The organism is Candidatus Eremiobacterota bacterium, from assembly GCA_031082125.1.
In the GTDB taxonomy this organism is placed as follows: domain Bacteria; phylum Vulcanimicrobiota; class CADAWZ01; order CADAWZ01; family Ess09-12; genus Ess09-12.
On the sequence record JAVHLM010000030.1, the window covers coordinates 19,404 to 37,499 of the forward strand.

Sequence of the window (18,096 nt, forward strand, 5' to 3'; positions counted from 1 at the left end):
TTTGTTAAGTAAATATACAATCTGATACAATTTGTTACAGAAAAACGGCTTTACTATGGGAATTTGGGGGGGATAATAGAGACAAGGAAAGTTTAAGGCGAAAAACGGAAAGGGGATTCACAATGGATCAGATATCAGGACTGAGCGGAATGAGCAATTTTTACTCGCAGATGAGCGCCCTGAGCCCGCAGAGCATGTACGGCGGCATGAGCGGCATGAGCGGCATGGACATGAGCGGATTAAGCGGTATGAGCGGTATGAGCGGTATGAGCGGCATGAGCGGCATGGGCATGACGGGCCAGATGGACCCCCAGCAAATGATGCAGATGCAGATGATGATGCAGATGATGATGCAGATGCTGCAGCAGATGACGCAGCAGGGCCAGGGCGCCCTGCAGGGCCCCCCCGCCTCCTCCGAACTTCAACCAGGCCGACGCCGATGGCGACGGCAACATGACCAAGGAAGAGCTCGCTCAGGACATGAAAAACCATGGAATGAACGATGAGAGCAAGGTCGATGAGGTCTATGCCAAAATGGACGCTGATGGAAGCGGATCGGTGAGCGAGAGCGAATTCAGGCAGGGCGCTCCTCCCCCTCCTCACGGCGGCCAGCAGGGTCAGCAGTGCCAGCAGTGCGGGGCGATGAACGGCATGCAGAATTGCTTCCAGCAGTCCTTCGGGTTCTAGCTCCTGGAGCATGAGCAGTCAGCAGAAACAAGAGTGAGATGAGATTCGATATATGAAGGAGGTTTAAGGTTTCCCCCGGCCAGGTGGCGGGGGAAACCGCTATTTTATGAGTGACAGAACAGGTGATGAAGCGGTAAATCCATTGATAGAAAGCCTCAAAGGGGCATGGTTCGGCGCCACGGGTCCGGGAGACGAAGCCTCTGAAGGCCTCCCCCTTTCCAGGTCGCCTTATCTTAACGATTTCATCAGGACCTGGAGGAACATGGCCGACGGGAAGGCAACCAGGGAGGAGCTCCGCTCCCAGGCAGGGGAGCTGTCTTCACGGCTTCGCGGTGCAGAAAAGCAGTTCAAGGCTCTCTATGCCCCTGTGGAAGATGCTCCGCAGATGAAGGAGGTTGCCGGGAAAGCACAAAAAGCTTTTAAAGGCTATGAAGAGGCCCTTACTCTGATTGAAAAATATCTTCAGGGCGCCGATGAGACTGTTCTGGCGCAGGGTATCGATAGTGCGAGAGAATCGGTTGAAAGGCTCTTCGAGGTATATGAGGAATTCGGTGTCCTTGCCAGGGCGCTCTCCGTGAAAACCTGCCCGAAGTGCGGCCGGGAGAATCCCGCCGAGGCCAGATCCTGCGTCAGCTGCAAGAGCATATTCCCGGTGCTGGTGCCTTCGGTGAACACTGCAAAAACAGGCGCGGCGACCGATATTCTGACGGGAAAGTTCTCAATACCCTCCTCTTTTCTGAATATTTATGAGGCTATTGAGGGATTTCAGAAGAACGAGATCTCCGGTGACGAGCTCATCGCGATAATTGAGGCGCTGAGAGCCGTCTTTCACGAAGCAAGGCCCCAGGTTGAGCATATCCTTACGGTTCAGATGGATGGAATCACCACGCCGTCGCCCTTCAAGGACGAGGTGCTCGAAGCGGGAAAAACCCTTATAGAGGGACTGGATGAAGCGCTGAGCGGCATGGAAGGGCTGATGGCCTTCGCGGTCTCAAGAGACGCCGGGAAGCTTGCCTCTGCATGGGAGAAGATGCTGGAGAGCGGCCAGCAGATACTGACCGCCAGGTCCAGGTATGGAGAATTATCGGTTGTTCTCGGTGTTGAAAGAGCGAATCTCCATAGAAGAGCGGCAGATCCGCAGGGAGAAGCAGGCGGGACCCAGGAGGTCGTGACGATATCAGGAGAAGATTAATGGGGACAGGCAGTGCTGGGATGTCCTGGCCCGTCTCTTGACCAGACAATACCGATCACAGGAAACAAATCCTGCCGTCAGAGCAGTTTCCAGGTCAGGGTAGCTTCACGGCACGGCCGATTACGGTGTGTATCACCTTATTTTTCCGTGAGCCTGAGAAACCAGCCGATCCCCTCGTCATGGATTTTGGTGCTGGTGCGGTAGCCCATGTGACCGCCTTCAGGATCTCTCATCCACTCCACCACGCGGGCCCCTGCGCGGGGGAGAACCTTGCAGGCATGGGCCATCTGCCCGCTCATCGCCGCTCCCCACTCCTCGTCCCTGTCGCCGCTGTAAAGGAAGAAAGGGCAGCCGTGGTAGCTGTCAGGGGGGAGCTCGCCCCTGTTGAGGCGTGAAAAGAATGAATCGACATCGCGGCTGCTCCGGGGTGTCACGACGGCATCGGCGGGAACTCCGCCGGAATGGCAGATGACGAGCCTGAAATGGCGGTTCTCCTGAGCATCGCGCCAGGCCACCTCGTAGCTCACCGCCCCGCCGCGGCTGAACCCGCAGAGGGCCGCCCTGTCAGGGTTCGCGCCGTGCTTGCTCGCTGCATGGTGGAGAGCCCGGTGGATAAGGCCATAGACTGAAGAGGCATCGAGATAGCGCCCTGAGCGGGGATCGAGCCAGTTGAGCGAGATGAGCATATACCCATGAGAGCGGGCTGAGGAGAGCTCGTCCTTGATTTCCTCGTAGGCCGTCCCCCCTGTTCCATGAAGAAGTACCATGACGCGGCCTGATTTAAATGGGCGGGGGGTCCAGAAAGCCGCGAAGCTGCCTTTGTCGGGAAAGTCAACGATCCTTACGCCTGCCCGGGAGCATAGCCCGTAGCTCCGTGATTTTTTCCAGCACCCGAGTGAGTCTCGGTCGGCCTCGGTCAATTCCCCGCCAGCGATGGCTTCGCCAGTGGGATGGGCCTCCATGGCGGGCAAGGCGCCAAGGACCAGGAACAGCCCTGCCCACAGGGCGATGAGCAATACCGCTGAGACAGCCCGCTCCCCGCGAGAAAACACCTGCCGCTCCCCTCCCCGCCGCTGCAATGAAGGGATCAAATGAGGCTCCTTATCCCCTCAATGCGCCAAGGATATAAAAGGCCTTGCCCTGCGAGTCTTCGCCCCTCACCGGCAGCCTCACTCCCCCGATCATCACAAACCCTTCGCCTTCCTCGATTTTTTGGGCGGATTCCCCTTCGGGGCCCTGCGTGCCGAGTTCCTCCACAAGCTCCCTCGTGATCGCCACTTTCAAGGCTTTGACCTTGTGGTCATCGACGTAATAAAGGTAGCCCTCGGGGCTTATCTCGGCCGTCATCCAGTGTTTCTCGCAGGGCTGCGCTCCTTTGAGGTCGCCGTTCTCTCCGTTAAAGACCATGAGCTTTTTCCCCGCCATGTCATACATGTGAAGGGATCCGTCATCGCCTATGCCCACGGTCTGAAACTGCCGCCCCTGGCCGCGGTGCTCCCACTTTACCGTCCCCTTCTCGCCGTCGAGGGCTACGATCTTTTCCGGCGTCGTGAGGTAAAGGGTCCCGTCAGGAGCGATTTCAGGGACTCCCCCCATGCTCTCCTCGAGGGGGTGCTTCCAGAGGGGCTTTCCCGTGGCGCCGTCGAGGGCATGGAGCTTTTCATCCTTCCCTTTGAAATAGACGATTCCCTGGGGGCCCACGACGGGAGCCAGACTGTCGGCGACTTTTTCTGTGGGGAATGTCCAGCGGCTGTTTCCTGTCTTTGGATCAAGCGACACTATCCTGTCGCTCAGGCTTACCACCAGGGAGCTCTCATCGCCGCTCACGATCATCCTGCTCATGAGGTGTGAGGGGAAGGCCCTCTCCCACTGCATCTGGCCTGTCGAGGAATCAAGACGCCGCACTATTTTTTTCATATCGCTGCCCTGGCTTGCAAGGTGAGCTACAAGGAGGGCGCTGTCCTTTTTCAAGGCGATGTTGTCCAGGTGATCGTGGGCGCGGTCGCCCATTTTCTCCGAGGCCTTCCATTTTTCTTTCCCTGTGGCGCCGTCAACGGCAACAAGGAAGCCGTCCTTGACCTCGTCGAGGTACACTGTGCCGTCGGGGCCTACAGAAGGCCCGCTCATTCCCCCGCGCTCCTTGACAAGCTCCCACTCTTTTGTGCCGGTCTTCCCGTCCAGGGAGTAAACTTTTCCCTGGTCCTGGCAGATGACTTTTCCAAGAGGGGTAAGAGTCGTGCGGAGGATGCATGCCGATTCCGCGCTGAAAGACCAGGCTTCAGAGATGAAATCCTTCGCGAGGATATCGCTGGCTTTTTTAAGGACCTTGCCCATCCCGGGCGCCTGCGGCGGCTCCGATTTCTGAAAGGTCTCACGGGCGGCGTCCTGAGCCTTCTCCTGAAGCGGACCGAATGGGCCCGGCGGCTGACTGAGGGGTGCAGGGGGGGGCTTGATATTACTTATCTCCATGGTGGGCGCTCCTTTTCAATGTCTACCTGCTCCCTCTGCGGGACGAAGCAGGCGAAGCAGAAATCTCCCGGTAACTATTATAGCATATCGCTGCCAAAAGAGGTATCATCTTGAGGCGTGTCCGCATCATCGGGCAATGGCGAGGAAATTATACCCGCAGCAGTGAAGGATTCGCTCCCCGCTGCGGGGAAAAATGATCCGTGCCTCTCCCATCAACAAGGAGCGTCCGATGAAAAAAATATTCACCTCCCCAATCCCGCATTTTATAGTAATTCTCCTGGCGCTGCTCCTGCCTCTCTTGCTGACAGGCTGCGGCTCGGGCGGCAGTGATACTTACCTATACTCCGGCGGAAGCGGGGGAGGCGGAACCGCACCCGCGGCGGTGAAAGGCATAATCCTGAGCCAGAGAGGCATACCTCTCGAAGGTGCGAAGGTCACTGTGGATTCAAGCCAGAAGGACGTATTCTCAGAAGGCGCCAGGGCTTCCGGGGAAGCATACACCGATTCCGACGGGCTCTTCCAGATCCAGGGCCTCTCGCCGGGAACGTACCTCCTCAAGGCCGAAAAGACAGGCTTTGACGATTACTCCAACACGGTGGAGCTCAGCGAAAACGCAGTCACCTTCGAGGACATCACGATGACGGTGAGCACTCCCCGGGGAGTCGTCACGGGGCAGGTCACCGATGAGACGTCGGGAAAGCCCCTGGAAAATGTGACAGTCACTGCCGGATCAATTGGCACCAGGACCGGCACCGAAGGCTATTACCTCATTACAGGCCTTACACCGGGCACCGTGAGCATCACGGCGAGCAAGGCGGGCTATGAGCCTTACACCGGCACCGTCACCGTGGATCAGGGGAGCGCCGCTCTGAAATCCTTCACCTTGAAGGCCCTTACGACAAGCGGCTCCGTCGCGGGAATGGTGACGGACCAGAATTCCGGAGCGAAGCTCCAGGGGGCCACGGTCATAATAGGCCAGTCATCGGCTGCTACCGATGTGAAAGGCACATACCTTCTCACCGGCGTCGATGCCGGGCAGCAGACTGTAAGTTTCACCAGGACAGGCTATAAGCCCGCAAGCGCCACCGTAACAGTCATTGCGGGCAAACTGGCGGTATGCAACGTATCCATGGCGCCTGAAGGTGGCTCGCCTTCAGGCGCCATCGTGGGCCTGGTCACTGACAAGGATTGGGGGATGGATCTTGAAGACGTGATCATCTCCATCGGCGCCCTCAAAACCTCGACAAATGACAGGGGGCTCTACCTTCTCAACGGTGTGCCGCCCGGATCTTATACCCTCACGGCACAGAAGACGGGCTATCAGAACTATTCCGGCACCGTGGAAGTGAAGGCGGGGGAGGTCACCAGCTTCCCCATCGAGCTGGTCCTCAAGGAGAGGACAGGGTGGGTCTATGGGGATGTCACTGTCAAGGGCACCGGGGAGCCGATCCAGGATGCACTGGTTACCATAGGCGACCATAATACGACGACCGATGACTATGGGTTCTATGATCTCACCGGCATCCCCGAGGGTGAGCAGGAAATAATGGTCATTGCGGCGGGATATGTGAGTTATCAAGGGAAAGTGACTGTCCCTGCAGGTAAGCAGGGTGTCGCCTGCCGCATAGAAATGACTCCGAACCCCAAGACCGCAAAGGTATTCGGACGGGTCACCGATTTGAGCACCGGCGAGGTGCTGCCCGATGCGGTGGTCACAATCGGCGCAAAGCAATGTCTGAGCGGCAGTGACGGGGAGTATGCAATTGACGGGTTGGATGAGAAGTCCTATGAAATAAGCGCGGTGAAAAACGGCTATGACTACACCCCTGAGACCATCGTGGTGACAGCCCCGGCAACAGAAAAGAACATAAAGATGACCCCCCGCTCGACGACAGGTGAAGTTGACGGTACAGTCATTGATACCTGGAAGAAAGAAGCCATTCCGGGAGCCATCGTCATCGCGGGATTCGAGGTGGCCACGACAGACAGAGACGGCCGTTACCGAATAGGAGGCCTCCCTGCAGGCACTGTGAAGATATATGCCATCAAGCATGCCTACTGGATCTATTCCAGTGAAGTGAAAATTGAGGCAGGCAAGACGACCTCCAGGAATATCGACATGACCCCCCTTACCCTCAAAGGCACTGTCGCCGGGCAGGTCACTGACAGGAATACCGGCGCCAGGCTGGAGCGGGCCCTTGTGTTTATCGGCTGCACCGATTGCAGGAGCGATGCGGAGGGAAACTACTCCCTCGACGTGCTGGCCGGGCCACGTCTCATCTTCGCCCTCAAGCATGGCTACGACCCTTACGTCGATCTCGTCTGGGTCACTGCAGCCGATACGCTCACCTGTGACATCAGGATGACGCCTTTCTGGGATACCGGCGAGGTGACGGGCGTGGTCACCGACAGCCAGTCCGGCTCGCCCCTGGAAAACGCCAAGGTCGCAATCGGCGCCACGAGCGTTCTCACTGACGGGCGCGGTTATTTTGAGCTGGACGGCATAATCGCGGGAACGAGGACCATCATAGCCTCCAAGGCGGGATACGCCGGTTACACGGGCTCGGTGGCAGTTCAGGGCAGTGCGGCGACCTCCTGCAATTTCTCGATGACGCCTTACCCTTCAGCGGGGAGCGTCTCTGGAACGGTAACCGACAGTGTCACGCAAAGGCCTGTGGAAGACGCCACAGTTTCCATCGAGGCCACGAAGGCATACACCGACAGCGAGGGGAGGTATAGGCTCGCCGGCATCGCCATCGGAAGCAGGACCATCAGAGTTGTCAAAACTGGCTATCAATCATCATCTACCATGGTGACCGTGGTCTCCGGCACGACTACCTGCAATGTGACCCTTGCTCCCGAAAGCACGTCAGGCTCCATAGAAGGCACGGTAACTGATGCAGCCACAGGGCAGCCGATAAGGGACGCCGAAGTGAGGGGGGACGATGCCGCAGCCACCACCAGTGAGAGCGGAAGGTACAGTCTTGCCGGCCTGCCGGCAGGGGAGTGCATGATCACTGTCACCAGGGAGGGATACACGGACGGTGCCGCAACAGTCACCGTAAGGGCGGGGGAGACGGTCACGAAGGACTTTGCACTCAGCCCATCGCAGGGATCAGGCACCCTCCAGGGCACCGTGACAGATTCAGCCTCAGGCAAGATCCTCCAGGGGGTCCTGGTCGTCGCCAGGGGGCCCGATGGAGGTCAGGCCTATACCGACAAGAGCGGCTTCTATAAAATCACCGGCCTCAGCGCGGGGACCTTCACCGTGGAGGGCACCCTCAGCGGTTACAATGCATACTCGGGCAGCGTGAGCGTCGCTTCAGGGAGCACGGTGACCCATTCCTTCACGATGACGGTCCTTTCCAACAAGGGGACCCTCAAGGGTACGGTGACGGACTCTTCCACCGGCGCTTCCATTGCCGGTGCGAGGGTCACCTACGCCGACAGAACAACTGAGACCGACACCAATGGGAATTATGAGCTTGTCGGCGTGCAGCCGGGAAACAGGGATTTCTCCGTCACCAGGGCGGGTTATGCCGACGTGAACGAAATACTCAAGGTGCAACCGGGCGAGACTGTCACCAAGAACGTCCAGATGACACCGCTTCTGAGACAGGTCCTGTACCGGTGGTGAGCAGCATCTCCATCACGGCAGTCTCCTTTCTATTTTTGGTGCCACTTTTCGGGCCATTTCAGCATGGGCTCCACAATCGCCTTCGCAATGAACCCCGTGCCGATTGTCACTGCAGATACTACTGGAAGCGCGACTCCGAGCCCTCCCGCGGCCTGGGCCGCTGCGCCCATAAGCCCGTAGCCTGCCCCCCAGAGAAGCCCGCCCCTGAAGGCTGCCGACTTCTCTTCCAGGTCGGAAGTGATGCCCTGTATTGAGCTCACCAGCGCACCCGCACCGACTCCCAGAGCTATTCCTGAAGCTCCTGGAAGCAGCGCTGCCACCGCCAGCCCCGTCAGCGCGGGGGCTGCGAAAAACGCGCACGGAGAGGCCATGCTTTCAAGGTATTTTCCCGCCTTTGATTCGGCAAATCTCTTGAAGAGCGAGGGCTTCGCGACAGGGGCCTCTTCGCGGGGAGACAGGCTGAAAGTGTCGCGCGGCTTCTCTGATGCATGCTCTTCGGAAAGTGGCTTCCCGGCAGCGGCGGGCATGGTGTTAAAGGCTTGACTGCCTATAATTATGGAATTCATCGACGGCACCTCCTTGGCAACCTCATTACCGGCATTCCCATGGTTTAATGGTACAGGAAGGCCCTCAAAGAGCGCTCAAGGAATACTAAAAAAAGACTCAATGAGTGTTAACTTTTTGTGACACGGAGCTTCAGCAGGGCCCGGGGATATCTCACATGAACAGCCTCTGCAGGGTCTGGAGCAGGAAGCACACCAGGAATGCGATTGCCCCGCAGAGGGGGAAGGTGAGGAGCGAGGCGTAGACGATGCGCCTCGGGTATTTCCATCGGACCACGGCAGGCGACCTGCTCATGCCGGTGCCGGTGACGGCCGCCACGATGGTGTGGGTGGTGCTGAGGGGAATGCCCAGAAGCGATGCGCCGAGGATAGTGGTGGAAGCCCCCGTGAGGGCAGCGAAGCCCTGCCACGATTCTATTTTCGCAATCTTCTCGCCCAGGGTCCCGATGATCTCCTTGCCTCCAATGGAGGTGCCCACTCCCATGGTGATGGCGCAGAGCAGAATCACCCACACCGGGATATGGAATTCCTTGAGCACTCCCCCCATCACGAGTGCCAGGGTGAATACACCGACGAATTTCTGGCCGTCATTGAGGCCGTGATTGTAGGCCATGAATGCCCCCGACAGTATCTGGAGCCTGTCGAAGAGCTTCTTTGAAGGCCCGGGGAGGCGCTTCGCCGCAAGCCTGATGATGATCCTGCTGACAATCCACGAGCCTGCAAGGCCCAGGATCACCGCCGAAGCCACGCCGATGAGCACCTTGGACCAGCCGGCCCATTGAAGGGAGCCGGGGCCTGCCGTCGCGAGGGCGGCGCCTGAGAGCCCCGCCACCAGCGCGTGGGACTCGCTTGTGGGAATCCCGTAGCGGGCCGCCACTGCCCCCCAGGCGATGATCCCCACGAGGGCGGCGGAAATAGTCAGCAGGTTGATGGTGGCCGTCGAGACTATCCCTTTGCCCATCGTCTCGGCCACTGCCGTTCCCGACAGGGTTCCCAGCACGTTCATCACCACGGCGAGGGCGATGGCCTGGCCTGCCGTCATCACCCTGGTGGTGATGAGGCAGGCGATGGCGTTGGGAGCGTCGGTCCAGCCGTTGACGAATTCCGACGAGAGCACCAGGAAAAGGACGATGAGGAGGGCCACAAGGGTCACAGTCTCCATCAGTGACCTTCCTTGCGCGCAATGGACATCAGGGTATCGGCGGCATCCTGGCAGTGATCCGTCACACTTTCAAGCAGGTGAAAAACCTCGCTCCAGAGCGCCATGGAAACGGTCACCGGGGCATTGAGGTCGTTAAAAAGGCGTGCAAGCGACTCGTCCAAGAGGTCGTCGGCCTTGTCTTCGAGCGCATTGATCTTCAGCACCGAGGCTCTCAGCCCGTCATGATCGAACCTGGGAAGCTGGTCAACCACTCTGAGCAGCTCAAGGGTGGCCTCTTCTATGCACTGGCAGAACCTGCGGGCCACCTCGAGGCAGCTCTCTCTCTCCTTGCTCTTGTCGAGGTTGAAAATCACCATCTTGCGCCCGATGGTCTTCATCGTGTCGGGGATGTTGTCGAGGTAATTTGTGAGGGCGAGGATGTCGGGCTTGTCGAAAAGGGGAATGAAGGTACGGTCCACCAGTTTGTGCACGTCGGTGCAGAGTTTGTCGCCCTCGTGCTCAAGCTTGTCGATGAGCTTGAAGGACTCGCTCCCGCCGCCGCGGAACAGGGAGCTGAGCGCCTTGGAGCATTCGACGCCGATCCCGGCGTGGCGCTTGAAAAACACGATGAAATCGTCTTCCTTCACCTTTGAGCTGAATAGTTTCACCGGCTCCTCCTTTCCGTGGAGTGAAAAACTAGGGACAGCTCCCTAATATTTGCAATTCATTCCCCTTTTTCCTCCCTGGAGCATCGGCAAGAATCACTCGTTTCACTATCAATGCATCAGAAGCTGGGGAGGAGGGACCGCCCCGTCCCTTGTCAGAGAGCAGAATCTCTCCCTGCCTATAGGAATATTTTGTCAATGAGATGAATTCATGGTATCATAGTGATATGCTGGTGAGTATAAACCCTGATAACTCCATCCGCGCCTCGGACCGAGGATGAAATGAGAGAAAGGATCCTGCTGCAATGGAAATTCCGAAAACCACCGCGGTACCTCCCAAAACGAGAAAACCAAAGGCTTTAAAACCTCCCGCCACGCAAAAAGGCCACTTCGAGAGCATCACCGATTCCTTCAGCAAGTCCGCGAAGCACGCAGCCGCGCTTCTGGATACTGACAAGGCCAGGGAGATACTTCTGGGGAAAGACCGGATAGGGAGCGAGAGGATAAACTGGGTGACCAGTATCGGCAAAGAGAGCCTTGGCATCAGGCCCTCCATCGGCGCCGATGGCACTGTTTACGCGGGGGTGAGTCTCAAGCGTCTCACGGCTCTGAAAGGAGAGAGCGGCGAGGAAAAATGGAGTCACAGGACCAGGATCTTCTGCTCTCCCCCCATGGCCTGCCCCGACGGCACCCTTGTATTCTGGGGCGGTTCCCGCGCGGGAGATTATCAAATCTACGGCGTGGACGGCGCCACGGGAGAGAAGAAGTGGAACATCCCCACCGATGAATATGGCATAGAGGAGATGGCCGTTACGGAAGACGGCACGGTCTTCGTGGCCATGGAGTCATCAAAGGACCTCATGGCTCTTGACGGCTCAAGCGGCAGGGAAAAATGGAAGGCTCCCATCGAGGGCCGCACGGAGGCTGTCACGCGGGGACCCGGGGGGACGCTCTTTGTAAAGCAGAAGAATAATGATAAAATTCTGGCTTTGAGCGAGAAAACAGGAAAGAAGAAATACGAGTTTTCCATGGAAACAGGGGGCTTCACCCCGGTGTGCACTCCTTCAGGAAACCTCTGTGTGACCGACACCTCGGGAAATGCAAAGGCCTTTGACAGCAATAAAGGCTCCCTGTTGTGGGAAGCTCAGGGCCCCATGCTGGGGGGCATGTACCCCTCTCTCACCGTAGGGCGCCGCGGCACGCTTCTGTTTTGTCCCCATCAGCAGGGGGTGAAGATCCTCGATGAGAAGACGGGGAAGGCGAAATGGGAGTTCAATCCCGGCACGTCGGCGACGGCGCCCCCGGCCGAAGGCGATGACGGCACCGTGTACGTGGCATGCCACAACCCCGCCCTCGCCGGCTCTCCAAAAATGACGGGCGTGCTGTACGCTCTCGAGGGGGAAACGGGCAAGAAAAAATGGGAGCTGTGGTTTGATTCTCTCCCGCAGCACGTGTCGGCGGGCCCCGGCAACAGCCTTTTTGTCGATGACGACAAGGGCAATGTCTATTCTCTGATCTGCGATGATGCAAAAGTCGCCGAAAGAGAGAAAGAGCTCCCCGCCATGGGCAGAGAGGCCATCATCGACGAAGGGGAAGAGATAAATATCGGCGGCGTGAAGCTTTCCAAAAATCTGAAAAGCGGAGTGAGCCATGAGCGATCCCATGTACACCATTCCCCCTAAGGGCTGCCGACCTGGAAATACACTGCTGCCGTCGCCGCGGTGCCCTGCACCGAGGGATCGACGCCGGGGCCGGGGTCGGTGCCGTTCACTATGGTGACCCTGAGCTGGTAATTCCCCGCGGTCTGGGGCGCATTGAAGGTGACGGTATTGGTCTGGGTGCCTCCCGAGGTCACCGTGTTCTGAGACACGCCGGCAGGGGGATTTGACGCGGTCCCCTCGTAATTCTGAGGGCTGTAATGGTTGGCGGTGTCATCAACGATGTACCAGGTATAGGTGAGGGATCCGCTGAAATTCACCTTGACCGATGCAGTGAGCGGTGCGCCCGGGCTCACGGCGGAAGGCGACATGTTCTGCTGCGTGGCTTTGAAGGAGCAGGAGATCCCCTGGGGATCCTGGTCGGCACCAAGGACGATCTGCGGGTAGGCCGTGCCGGGAGAAGTCCCTCCCCAGGCGCTTATCATCTGGTCAACTGCCTGAAGCCTGTACCTCCCGTTGGGATTATAACTCGGCGTTTCCAGGGGGCCTGAGACCACCATCTCGAAAAAATACGCATAGAGGGCTGAGTACACCGGGTTCTCATAGACGTAGCAGAAGGAGCCCACGCAGCCCGTGGTGAGAGCGGGAACTATGTAGGTCTGGTAATTGTTGTAATAGTCGGCAGCAACGAGGGTGGAATTAGCCTCAAGGGCGTAGATCCCCTGGGGAACATAGGCAGGGGGAGGAGGCAGGGTGATCGTGGGCATGTTGAGGCCCCCCAGGTCATAGGAGCCGAACTCGGAGACGATATAGGGCTTCTGCCATCCATTGGGATCCTGCTGCGAAGCCGTCATGGTGGAGGCGAGGGTGTTCAGGAAGCCTCCACCCGAGGTCGTCCCGAAAGTTCCGTAATAATCGTTGATGCCCAGGATCTGCAGGTCGGGGCAGTTCGCGGCGATGACCTCAAGCTCTGCGGTGGTGACGGTAGGGACGGCCGTCATGCAGGGGAGGTTGCTGCCGCCTGCCTGTATTATATTCTTGGCAATATAATCGATCTCTGTGTACACTGCCGCGTGGACCGCGGGATCGGAGCTCTTCACCAGCTCGTTCCCGATAATCCACAGAAGCTGCCGATCATTGTTCAGCGCAATGACCCCGTTTACAAAAGTCTGAATGTTCTGGCGCTGGGCCATGAGTGTCGACCCGCTCTGGGTATTGGTGTAATCAATGGCATTGCTGTCTCCCATCGTGATTCCCACGGCGACGAACATCGGGGTCCCGTTTGATGTCGCGGATCTTGCCCAGGTGAGGGCTGCATCGACATCATTGGCCTGCTGGGCAGGAGTCTCGTTTGCGAAGGCGGCGCCGTAGAGGCGCACGCAGTTTGCGCCGCTCTTGTTGGCAAGCAGGTACATATAGGGATAGGTGAACTGCTGGAGGCCGTACGGCGGCTGGCTAATCCCCTGGAGCCCCGCCCCCTTGACGGTGAAATCCGGGTAGTTGTAAGAAGATCCATCGGGGTTGGTGCCTTTCACGTCCATGGCATATCCCGTTATGGTGACGTCGGCTTTTGCACTTCTGCTCCTTATGGTGACGAGGGGCTCCTCGGGGTTGAGGGGGTTGTACGGAGCATTTGAGCTCCCCGTATTGATATACCCGGCGTTGGAATCGCTTGTTCCGGAGCATCCGCAGCCGATGAGGGCGGTGACGGTGACAGCTGCAAGAACCAAAGCAATGACGGTGTAAAGATTTGTCTTCATGGGTTCCATCCTTTCTTTTTCGGCCTCACAAGAATTTTACCAGAAAATATTCCCCAAGGCAAGAAGAGGAGTGCGAAAAATTTACCTCTTGGTAACACCCATCCTGGCCCTGGTATGCTATAATCTGTAGAGGAACCCGGCAGGCCGGGCGTTTTCGCTATTTACCCTCAGAGGAGTGAAGCATGGATACCTCACCAGTGAGGAATGTCTTTCCCGACAAGCTGAAGTGGACTCCGGGAGCAGAATTCAGGGAGACGGCAGAGCCTCCCTCTTTTCCTTCTCCCCAGGACAGCTTTAAAGCCGGGGAAGGAACGCCTCAGAGTGAAATAATGCCTTCCTTCCCGGAAGAGAACACTGAAAGCCGCCTCACCGTCTCCCAGAAGGCAATGACAGGGCTCCTGCTGGGCCTTTCAGTTCTCGGCGCAGCAGGGTTCAACGCGGTGCCGGCGCTGGCCGCGCCCTTCGGCAGCCAGTATTCCCGCGAAAAGGTGCTCCCCTTTGACGATTCCGGCTCCTTCCCCCACCACGGGAGCGGCTTTGAGGATCCATCGCCCGATGAGGGCGGCAGCCTCTTCAAGAAGGGCTTCCAGGGCCACACCTATGCCGATTCAAGGAGACTGGCCGCCGAGTATGGCAGAAAGCTCTATGAGAGAGTGAAAAAGGAAGGCATGGAAGACCAGGCAAAGGTCCTGAATTTCCATGACAGGGGCGCTGAAGGCTACGACTATGAATATATCAGCGTCCCTGATGCTCTTTTCAGCGAGAGTGCCTCCGTGCTCCCCGATCACACGGGAAAAATCGGGCACTTCGCCTTTCAGCTCGACGGAAATCTCCGGGGCAAGGTGAAGGAGCAGGTCCTTGAGGCCTACAGGACATATCTTGAGACGGCCGATAAAGACGTGAAATTCACCTTCGTGGTGGAAGCCTCTGAAGACAGGGCCGCCCTCGAGAAAACCATAAAGGACTTGAAGCTCGAGAACCCCGGCAGGATAAAGGTCGTTCCCGCGGGAGGGAATGTGTCCCTCTGGATCCGGGACTCCATGATACCAGCCCGGAACAGTGACGGCTCCCCCGTGATTCTCCGCCAGGACAGGGATTACTGGTCGGCAGCCTCTGACAGGCTGGTTCCTCAGAGGGTTCAGGAGGGCCAGGGTCTGCCTGAAGTGAAGGATCTCCCCTTCATCAGGATTGACGGGGGAAACATGGTGGCCGCGAAGGATGCGGTCTTCATCGGCGCTGAATCGGTGAAAGAGACGGCCGAACAGCTGCAGTTCTACCGACTCATCAACAAAAGCTTTGACAGGAAAGTCATGCGGTTCTATGAGAACCGCACCGGCACGAAGCTGGAGAAAGGCCCCGACTTCGGGCAGCTCTTGAGAGAGGTAGTCCCCGAGGTATTTCACCAGACTTTCCAGAAAAAAGTGTTTGTCGTGGGGATGGACAACCCCGCCACCCCGCAGAAGGAGCAGCAGCCCACTTTTCATATAGACATGGCCCTGACCCCCCTTGATGACTCCACGGTGCTCGTGGGCGATCCCTCTCTCGGCGTGAGGCTCCTCGAGGGAATGTCAAAAGAAGAATGGAAAGGCGCCGTGAAAAGCCTCCAGGCCTCCTGTGACTGCAGCGAAAACGCCTTGACGTCGATTCTGGAGAAAAACCGGGAAGGGACAAGCTCCCGGGAAGGGGCAGAAGCATTTCAGCATAACTTCGACGCCGTGGCGAAAGATATGGAAGCCCGGGGATTCAGGGTAATAAGGGCTCCGTATCTGCGCCAGCCTTACGTGGGGGTTCCAATTGTCACTTATAACAACGTCATGATGGAGAGCTATAAATCCCCGGACGGCTCGCAGGTGAAAAGGGTCTATCTTCCCGTGTACGGGATAAAGGCGCTGGATACCTTTGCTCAGAGTATCTACAGGGAACAGGGCTTTGAAGTGATCCCGATCCCCTCCTCGGCAATATCCGGTATGCAGGGAGCAGTGCGCTGTCTCACCCAGGCCATTGAGCGCTCGCCTTCCTGAGACGGAAGCCGCCCGCAGGTCTTTGAGTCACCGCCGGTCAAGTTTCTGCACCCAGATGATCTTGCACGAATGGTCACCGAAACCGCCGGGAGTCACCGAGGTGCGCCACGAGAATCCCTGTTCCCCCGATACATCGACCAGCAGCCCCTTGAGGCTTATCAGGTCGCCCTTTCTGAGGGCCATCAGCTTTTTTTCAATCTCCCGGTCTGCCGGAATGATATGGGTGTTCACGGCAGACCCGCCCACCTCATCCATGGGGATGGGCCACTCTCTCCCCCTGGGCATGCAGAACCAGTGCCTCGTGTTGTCCTGCCAGATTCTGATCCCGTCAAGCACTTTCTGGTCCGACATGGCCCCCCAGCCCACGACGATGTCCAGGGGCCCTATCCGCACGTCGTCATATTCCTTGTTGACGGAAAGGACACGGGCCTCCATGGCGAACTGGGCCCTCGGGGTCAGGGTGAACTCCCTTGTTCCGGCGCGGTAGGACCAGGACTTCGCCCCCTCGAGCATTTCCATGCGGGGGGTGCTCTTGATCAGCACCCCGGGAGGATAGCGCTTTCCCGAGGGCCAGAGCAGGTACGCCGCGATGATCAGCGCCATAAGGATGATCCATTTAAGGTTGATGCCCCGGATCACCCATGGGTTTCTCATGCTCATCTGCCTCCTCTTCTGAGCCTCTCTTTTCCCTGAATGAAGATTCCAGGTACTTTGCTTTTCGTATTATAGCATGAACCGCGGAAAAGGGACAGACTGCGGCCTCTCCCCGGAGGAATAGTTACGGAAATCAAGAACTCTCCTGGAGGTGCCCCTCGCAGGCACCATGGCCAATGAAGCCCGGGGAGGTCAGCACCGAGGCAGTCATCACAAAGGAGGTACCATGAAAAACAGCTTCATTCTCTGCAGTATTCTTTTGGTGGCCCTGATGTTTCTGCCTGGGTGCTCTACCGGCGGCGGCACAGAGAGCTCCATGATCCTGAGCCCCGCTGATACTTCGTCACCTGCGCAGACGTACCCGGAGTTCACCGCGGAGTCAGTGCTCCTCGACGATGATGACACAAGCGATCCGCAGGGAAACCTTGTGGTTGTCATCAGCGACATTCACCTCGGCGACGAGCGGAGCATCAAGGAAGGATACGCCTGGTTCAACAAAAACGAGTCGATCCTCGTGGATTTTCTTAAGACCCTGGCCGGCCGCCAGGCAGTCAAGGAGGTCGTCATCGACGGCGATATGTTTGATGAGTGGGTGATCCCCATGGATCACGACACCTTTAACGGCTTCGGCTCCGGCCAGGAAGGGGAGTCCAGGTTCGTGGACTCCATCGCCCAGGCGCATCCCGATATCATTAGCGGCATAAAGACTCTCATCCAGTCGGGGAGAAAAGTGACCTATGTGCCTGGGAACCACGATATGCTCGTCACCAGAGAAGACATAGACAGGATTTTTCCCGGCATCAGCCAGCAGCGTGATGCCGCCGGCCTCGGCACCTATTCTCCCGGAGGGCTTGCCGGGACGGTCATCGAGCACAGCCACCGCTATGATTTCTTCAATGCCCCCGATATGCTCTCAAACCGCATTCCTTATTCCCCGGAGAACTATACCACCAACAGCGGCGCAATAATCCCCCCGGGCTTCTTCGTCTCGAAGATTGCCGCTTCCAACGGCTACCAGAGCGTGGGCTTTGAAGGCTCTCTGGGGCTCAACAGCAATTCCATGATCGGCCCGTTCTACTACTGGGCTGCCTGGAAGCTCATCCTGAGCCAGGTGAAGCCCACCCAGGATTACAATGCGAAGATCATCAAAACAGGGATTGACGGCTATACGGGCGTCTATGCCATCAACGACCTTGTGCCCCAGGTTGATTTCATCACCATAAATCAGCCCCTGCTTTACCGCTATATCGAGGACAACTGGCAGAATCGGCAGGCCGAGAACCTGGTGCCGAGCTCAATAAGCGTTCTCAGCGGCCTTCTCGTGGGCTCACTGAGCGTATGGTGCGACTTCCAGTCGAGAACCCAGTACTTCTCCCGCGACACCGGCACGCGGGTCGTGGTCTTCGGCCATACCCACAAGGCGACGCTTGGCGCAAGCTATAACGCCAACAATGATAAATGCATCTATGCCAATTCCGGCACCTGGATTGACAAGGGCGACCCTGACTGCACGATGGTGATCATTGACCCTGATTCTCAGCTCGACGGCTCTGTCAAAGAGACAGTAAGCGTCTATCAGTTCACCGATAAGGGCACGATGAAACAGCTTTACACAGACAGCATCACCCTGAAGAACTGAGCGGGGGCAG

14 protein-coding genes are annotated in these 18,096 nt (G+C 57.8%); 7 read left to right on the plus strand and 7 right to left on the minus strand.

Annotation, left to right across the window (positions count from 1 at the left end):
- Nucleotides 1–122: 122 nt before the first annotated feature.
- From RDV48_25230 to RDV48_25240, 3 genes are all read left to right on the plus strand, one after another.
- Nucleotides 123–506, plus strand: coding sequence for a hypothetical protein (locus RDV48_25230; protein MDQ7826130.1), 384 nt, complete (start codon nt 123–125; stop codon nt 504–506).
- A complete protein-coding gene (locus tag RDV48_25235) occupies nt 481–687 on the plus strand; it encodes a hypothetical protein (protein MDQ7826131.1) in 207 nt (68 codons plus the stop codon). The genes RDV48_25230 and RDV48_25235 overlap by 26 nt, the downstream gene beginning before the upstream one ends.
- A gap of 106 nt (nt 688–793) precedes the next feature.
- Nucleotides 794–1,879, plus strand: a complete 1,086-nt coding sequence (locus tag RDV48_25240) for a zinc ribbon domain-containing protein (GenBank protein ID MDQ7826132.1) — start codon at nt 794–796, stop codon at nt 1,877–1,879.
- A 137-nt stretch (nt 1,880–2,016) separates the two neighbouring features.
- Here the strand turns inward: RDV48_25240 and RDV48_25245 are convergent, their stop codons facing one another.
- Nucleotides 2,017–2,931: a hypothetical protein gene (locus tag RDV48_25245; GenBank protein MDQ7826133.1), complete on the minus strand. Its 915-nt coding sequence runs from the start codon at nt 2,929–2,931 to the stop codon at nt 2,017–2,019.
- A gap of 49 nt (nt 2,932–2,980) precedes the next feature.
- Nucleotides 2,981–4,348 carry a PQQ-binding-like beta-propeller repeat protein gene (locus RDV48_25250; protein MDQ7826134.1) on the minus strand — a complete coding sequence of 456 codons (1,368 nt, stop codon included), beginning with the start codon at nt 4,346–4,348 and terminating at the stop codon, nt 2,981–2,983.
- A 229-nt stretch (nt 4,349–4,577) separates the two neighbouring features.
- Between RDV48_25250 and RDV48_25255 the strand changes: the two genes are divergently transcribed.
- A complete protein-coding gene (locus tag RDV48_25255) occupies nt 4,578–7,985 on the plus strand; it encodes a carboxypeptidase regulatory-like domain-containing protein (protein ID MDQ7826135.1) in 3,408 nt (1,135 codons plus the stop codon).
- A 29-nt stretch (nt 7,986–8,014) separates the two neighbouring features.
- On the opposite strand, the gene RDV48_25260 is transcribed toward RDV48_25255, so the two are convergent.
- From RDV48_25260 to RDV48_25270, 3 genes are all read right to left on the minus strand, one after another.
- A complete protein-coding gene (locus tag RDV48_25260) occupies nt 8,015–8,551 on the minus strand; it encodes a hypothetical protein (protein ID MDQ7826136.1) in 537 nt (178 codons plus the stop codon).
- 151 nt (nt 8,552–8,702) lie between these two features.
- Nucleotides 8,703–9,710 (minus strand): inorganic phosphate transporter, encoded by a 1,008-nt coding sequence (locus RDV48_25265; protein MDQ7826137.1) that lies wholly within the window; start codon nt 9,708–9,710, stop codon nt 8,703–8,705.
- Nucleotides 9,710–10,357: a DUF47 family protein gene (locus tag RDV48_25270; protein MDQ7826138.1), complete on the minus strand. Its 648-nt coding sequence runs from the start codon at nt 10,355–10,357 to the stop codon at nt 9,710–9,712. Before RDV48_25270 ends, RDV48_25265 begins: the two co-directional genes overlap by 1 nt.
- 302 nt (nt 10,358–10,659) lie before the next feature.
- Between RDV48_25270 and RDV48_25275 the strand changes: the two genes are divergently transcribed.
- A complete protein-coding gene (locus RDV48_25275) occupies nt 10,660–12,036 on the plus strand; it encodes a PQQ-binding-like beta-propeller repeat protein (GenBank protein ID MDQ7826139.1) in 1,377 nt (458 codons plus the stop codon).
- Here RDV48_25275 and RDV48_25280 read toward each other — a convergent pair.
- On the minus strand, nt 12,033–13,772 hold the full coding sequence (locus tag RDV48_25280; protein MDQ7826140.1) for a hypothetical protein: 1,740 nt from the start codon (nt 13,770–13,772) through the stop codon (nt 12,033–12,035). The two genes, RDV48_25275 and RDV48_25280, sit on opposite strands and share 4 nt — an antisense overlap.
- Before the next feature lie 182 nt (nt 13,773–13,954).
- Between RDV48_25280 and RDV48_25285 the strand changes: the two genes are divergently transcribed.
- The gene (locus RDV48_25285; GenBank protein ID MDQ7826141.1) at nt 13,955–15,793 is read left to right on the plus strand and encodes a hypothetical protein; all 1,839 of its coding nucleotides are present in this window, start codon (nt 13,955–13,957) and stop codon (nt 15,791–15,793) included.
- Nucleotides 15,794–15,820: 27 nt separating this feature from the next.
- Here RDV48_25285 and RDV48_25290 read toward each other — a convergent pair whose 3' ends face one another.
- The gene (locus RDV48_25290) at nt 15,821–16,447 is read right to left on the minus strand and encodes a hypothetical protein (GenBank protein ID MDQ7826142.1); all 627 of its coding nucleotides are present in this window, start codon (nt 16,445–16,447) and stop codon (nt 15,821–15,823) included.
- Between the two features lie 226 nt (nt 16,448–16,673).
- On the opposite strand from RDV48_25290, the gene RDV48_25295 reads away from it, so the two are divergent.
- The gene (locus RDV48_25295; GenBank protein ID MDQ7826143.1) at nt 16,674–18,086 is read left to right on the plus strand and encodes a metallophosphoesterase; all 1,413 of its coding nucleotides are present in this window, start codon (nt 16,674–16,676) and stop codon (nt 18,084–18,086) included.
- Nucleotides 18,087–18,096 lie beyond the last annotated feature (10 nt).

Bases quoted from the DNA above. Each gene is read 5' to 3' on its own strand.
- RDV48_25235 (MDQ7826131.1), top strand. From the start codon at position 481: ATGAAAAACCATGGAATGAACGATGAGAGCAAGGTCGATGAGGTCTAT.
- RDV48_25290 (MDQ7826142.1), bottom strand. From the start codon at position 16,447: ATGAGAAACCCATGGGTGATCCGGGGCATCAACCTTAAATGGATCATC.
- RDV48_25295 (MDQ7826143.1), top strand. From the start codon at position 16,674: ATGAAAAACAGCTTCATTCTCTGCAGTATTCTTTTGGTGGCCCTGATG.
- RDV48_25230 (MDQ7826130.1), top strand. From the start codon at position 123: ATGGATCAGATATCAGGACTGAGCGGAATGAGCAATTTTTACTCGCAG.
- RDV48_25275 (MDQ7826139.1), top strand. From the start codon at position 10,660: ATGGAAATTCCGAAAACCACCGCGGTACCTCCCAAAACGAGAAAACCA.
- RDV48_25265 (MDQ7826137.1), bottom strand. From the start codon at position 9,710: ATGGAGACTGTGACCCTTGTGGCCCTCCTCATCGTCCTTTTCCTGGTG.
- RDV48_25285 (MDQ7826141.1), top strand. From the start codon at position 13,955: ATGGATACCTCACCAGTGAGGAATGTCTTTCCCGACAAGCTGAAGTGG.
- RDV48_25280 (MDQ7826140.1), bottom strand. From the start codon at position 13,772: ATGAAGACAAATCTTTACACCGTCATTGCTTTGGTTCTTGCAGCTGTC.
- RDV48_25250 (MDQ7826134.1), bottom strand. From the start codon at position 4,348: ATGGAGATAAGTAATATCAAGCCCCCCCCTGCACCCCTCAGTCAGCCG.
- RDV48_25240 (MDQ7826132.1), top strand. From the start codon at position 794: ATGAGTGACAGAACAGGTGATGAAGCGGTAAATCCATTGATAGAAAGC.
- RDV48_25255 (MDQ7826135.1), top strand. From the start codon at position 4,578: ATGAAAAAAATATTCACCTCCCCAATCCCGCATTTTATAGTAATTCTC.
- RDV48_25260 (MDQ7826136.1), bottom strand. From the start codon at position 8,551: ATGAATTCCATAATTATAGGCAGTCAAGCCTTTAACACCATGCCCGCC.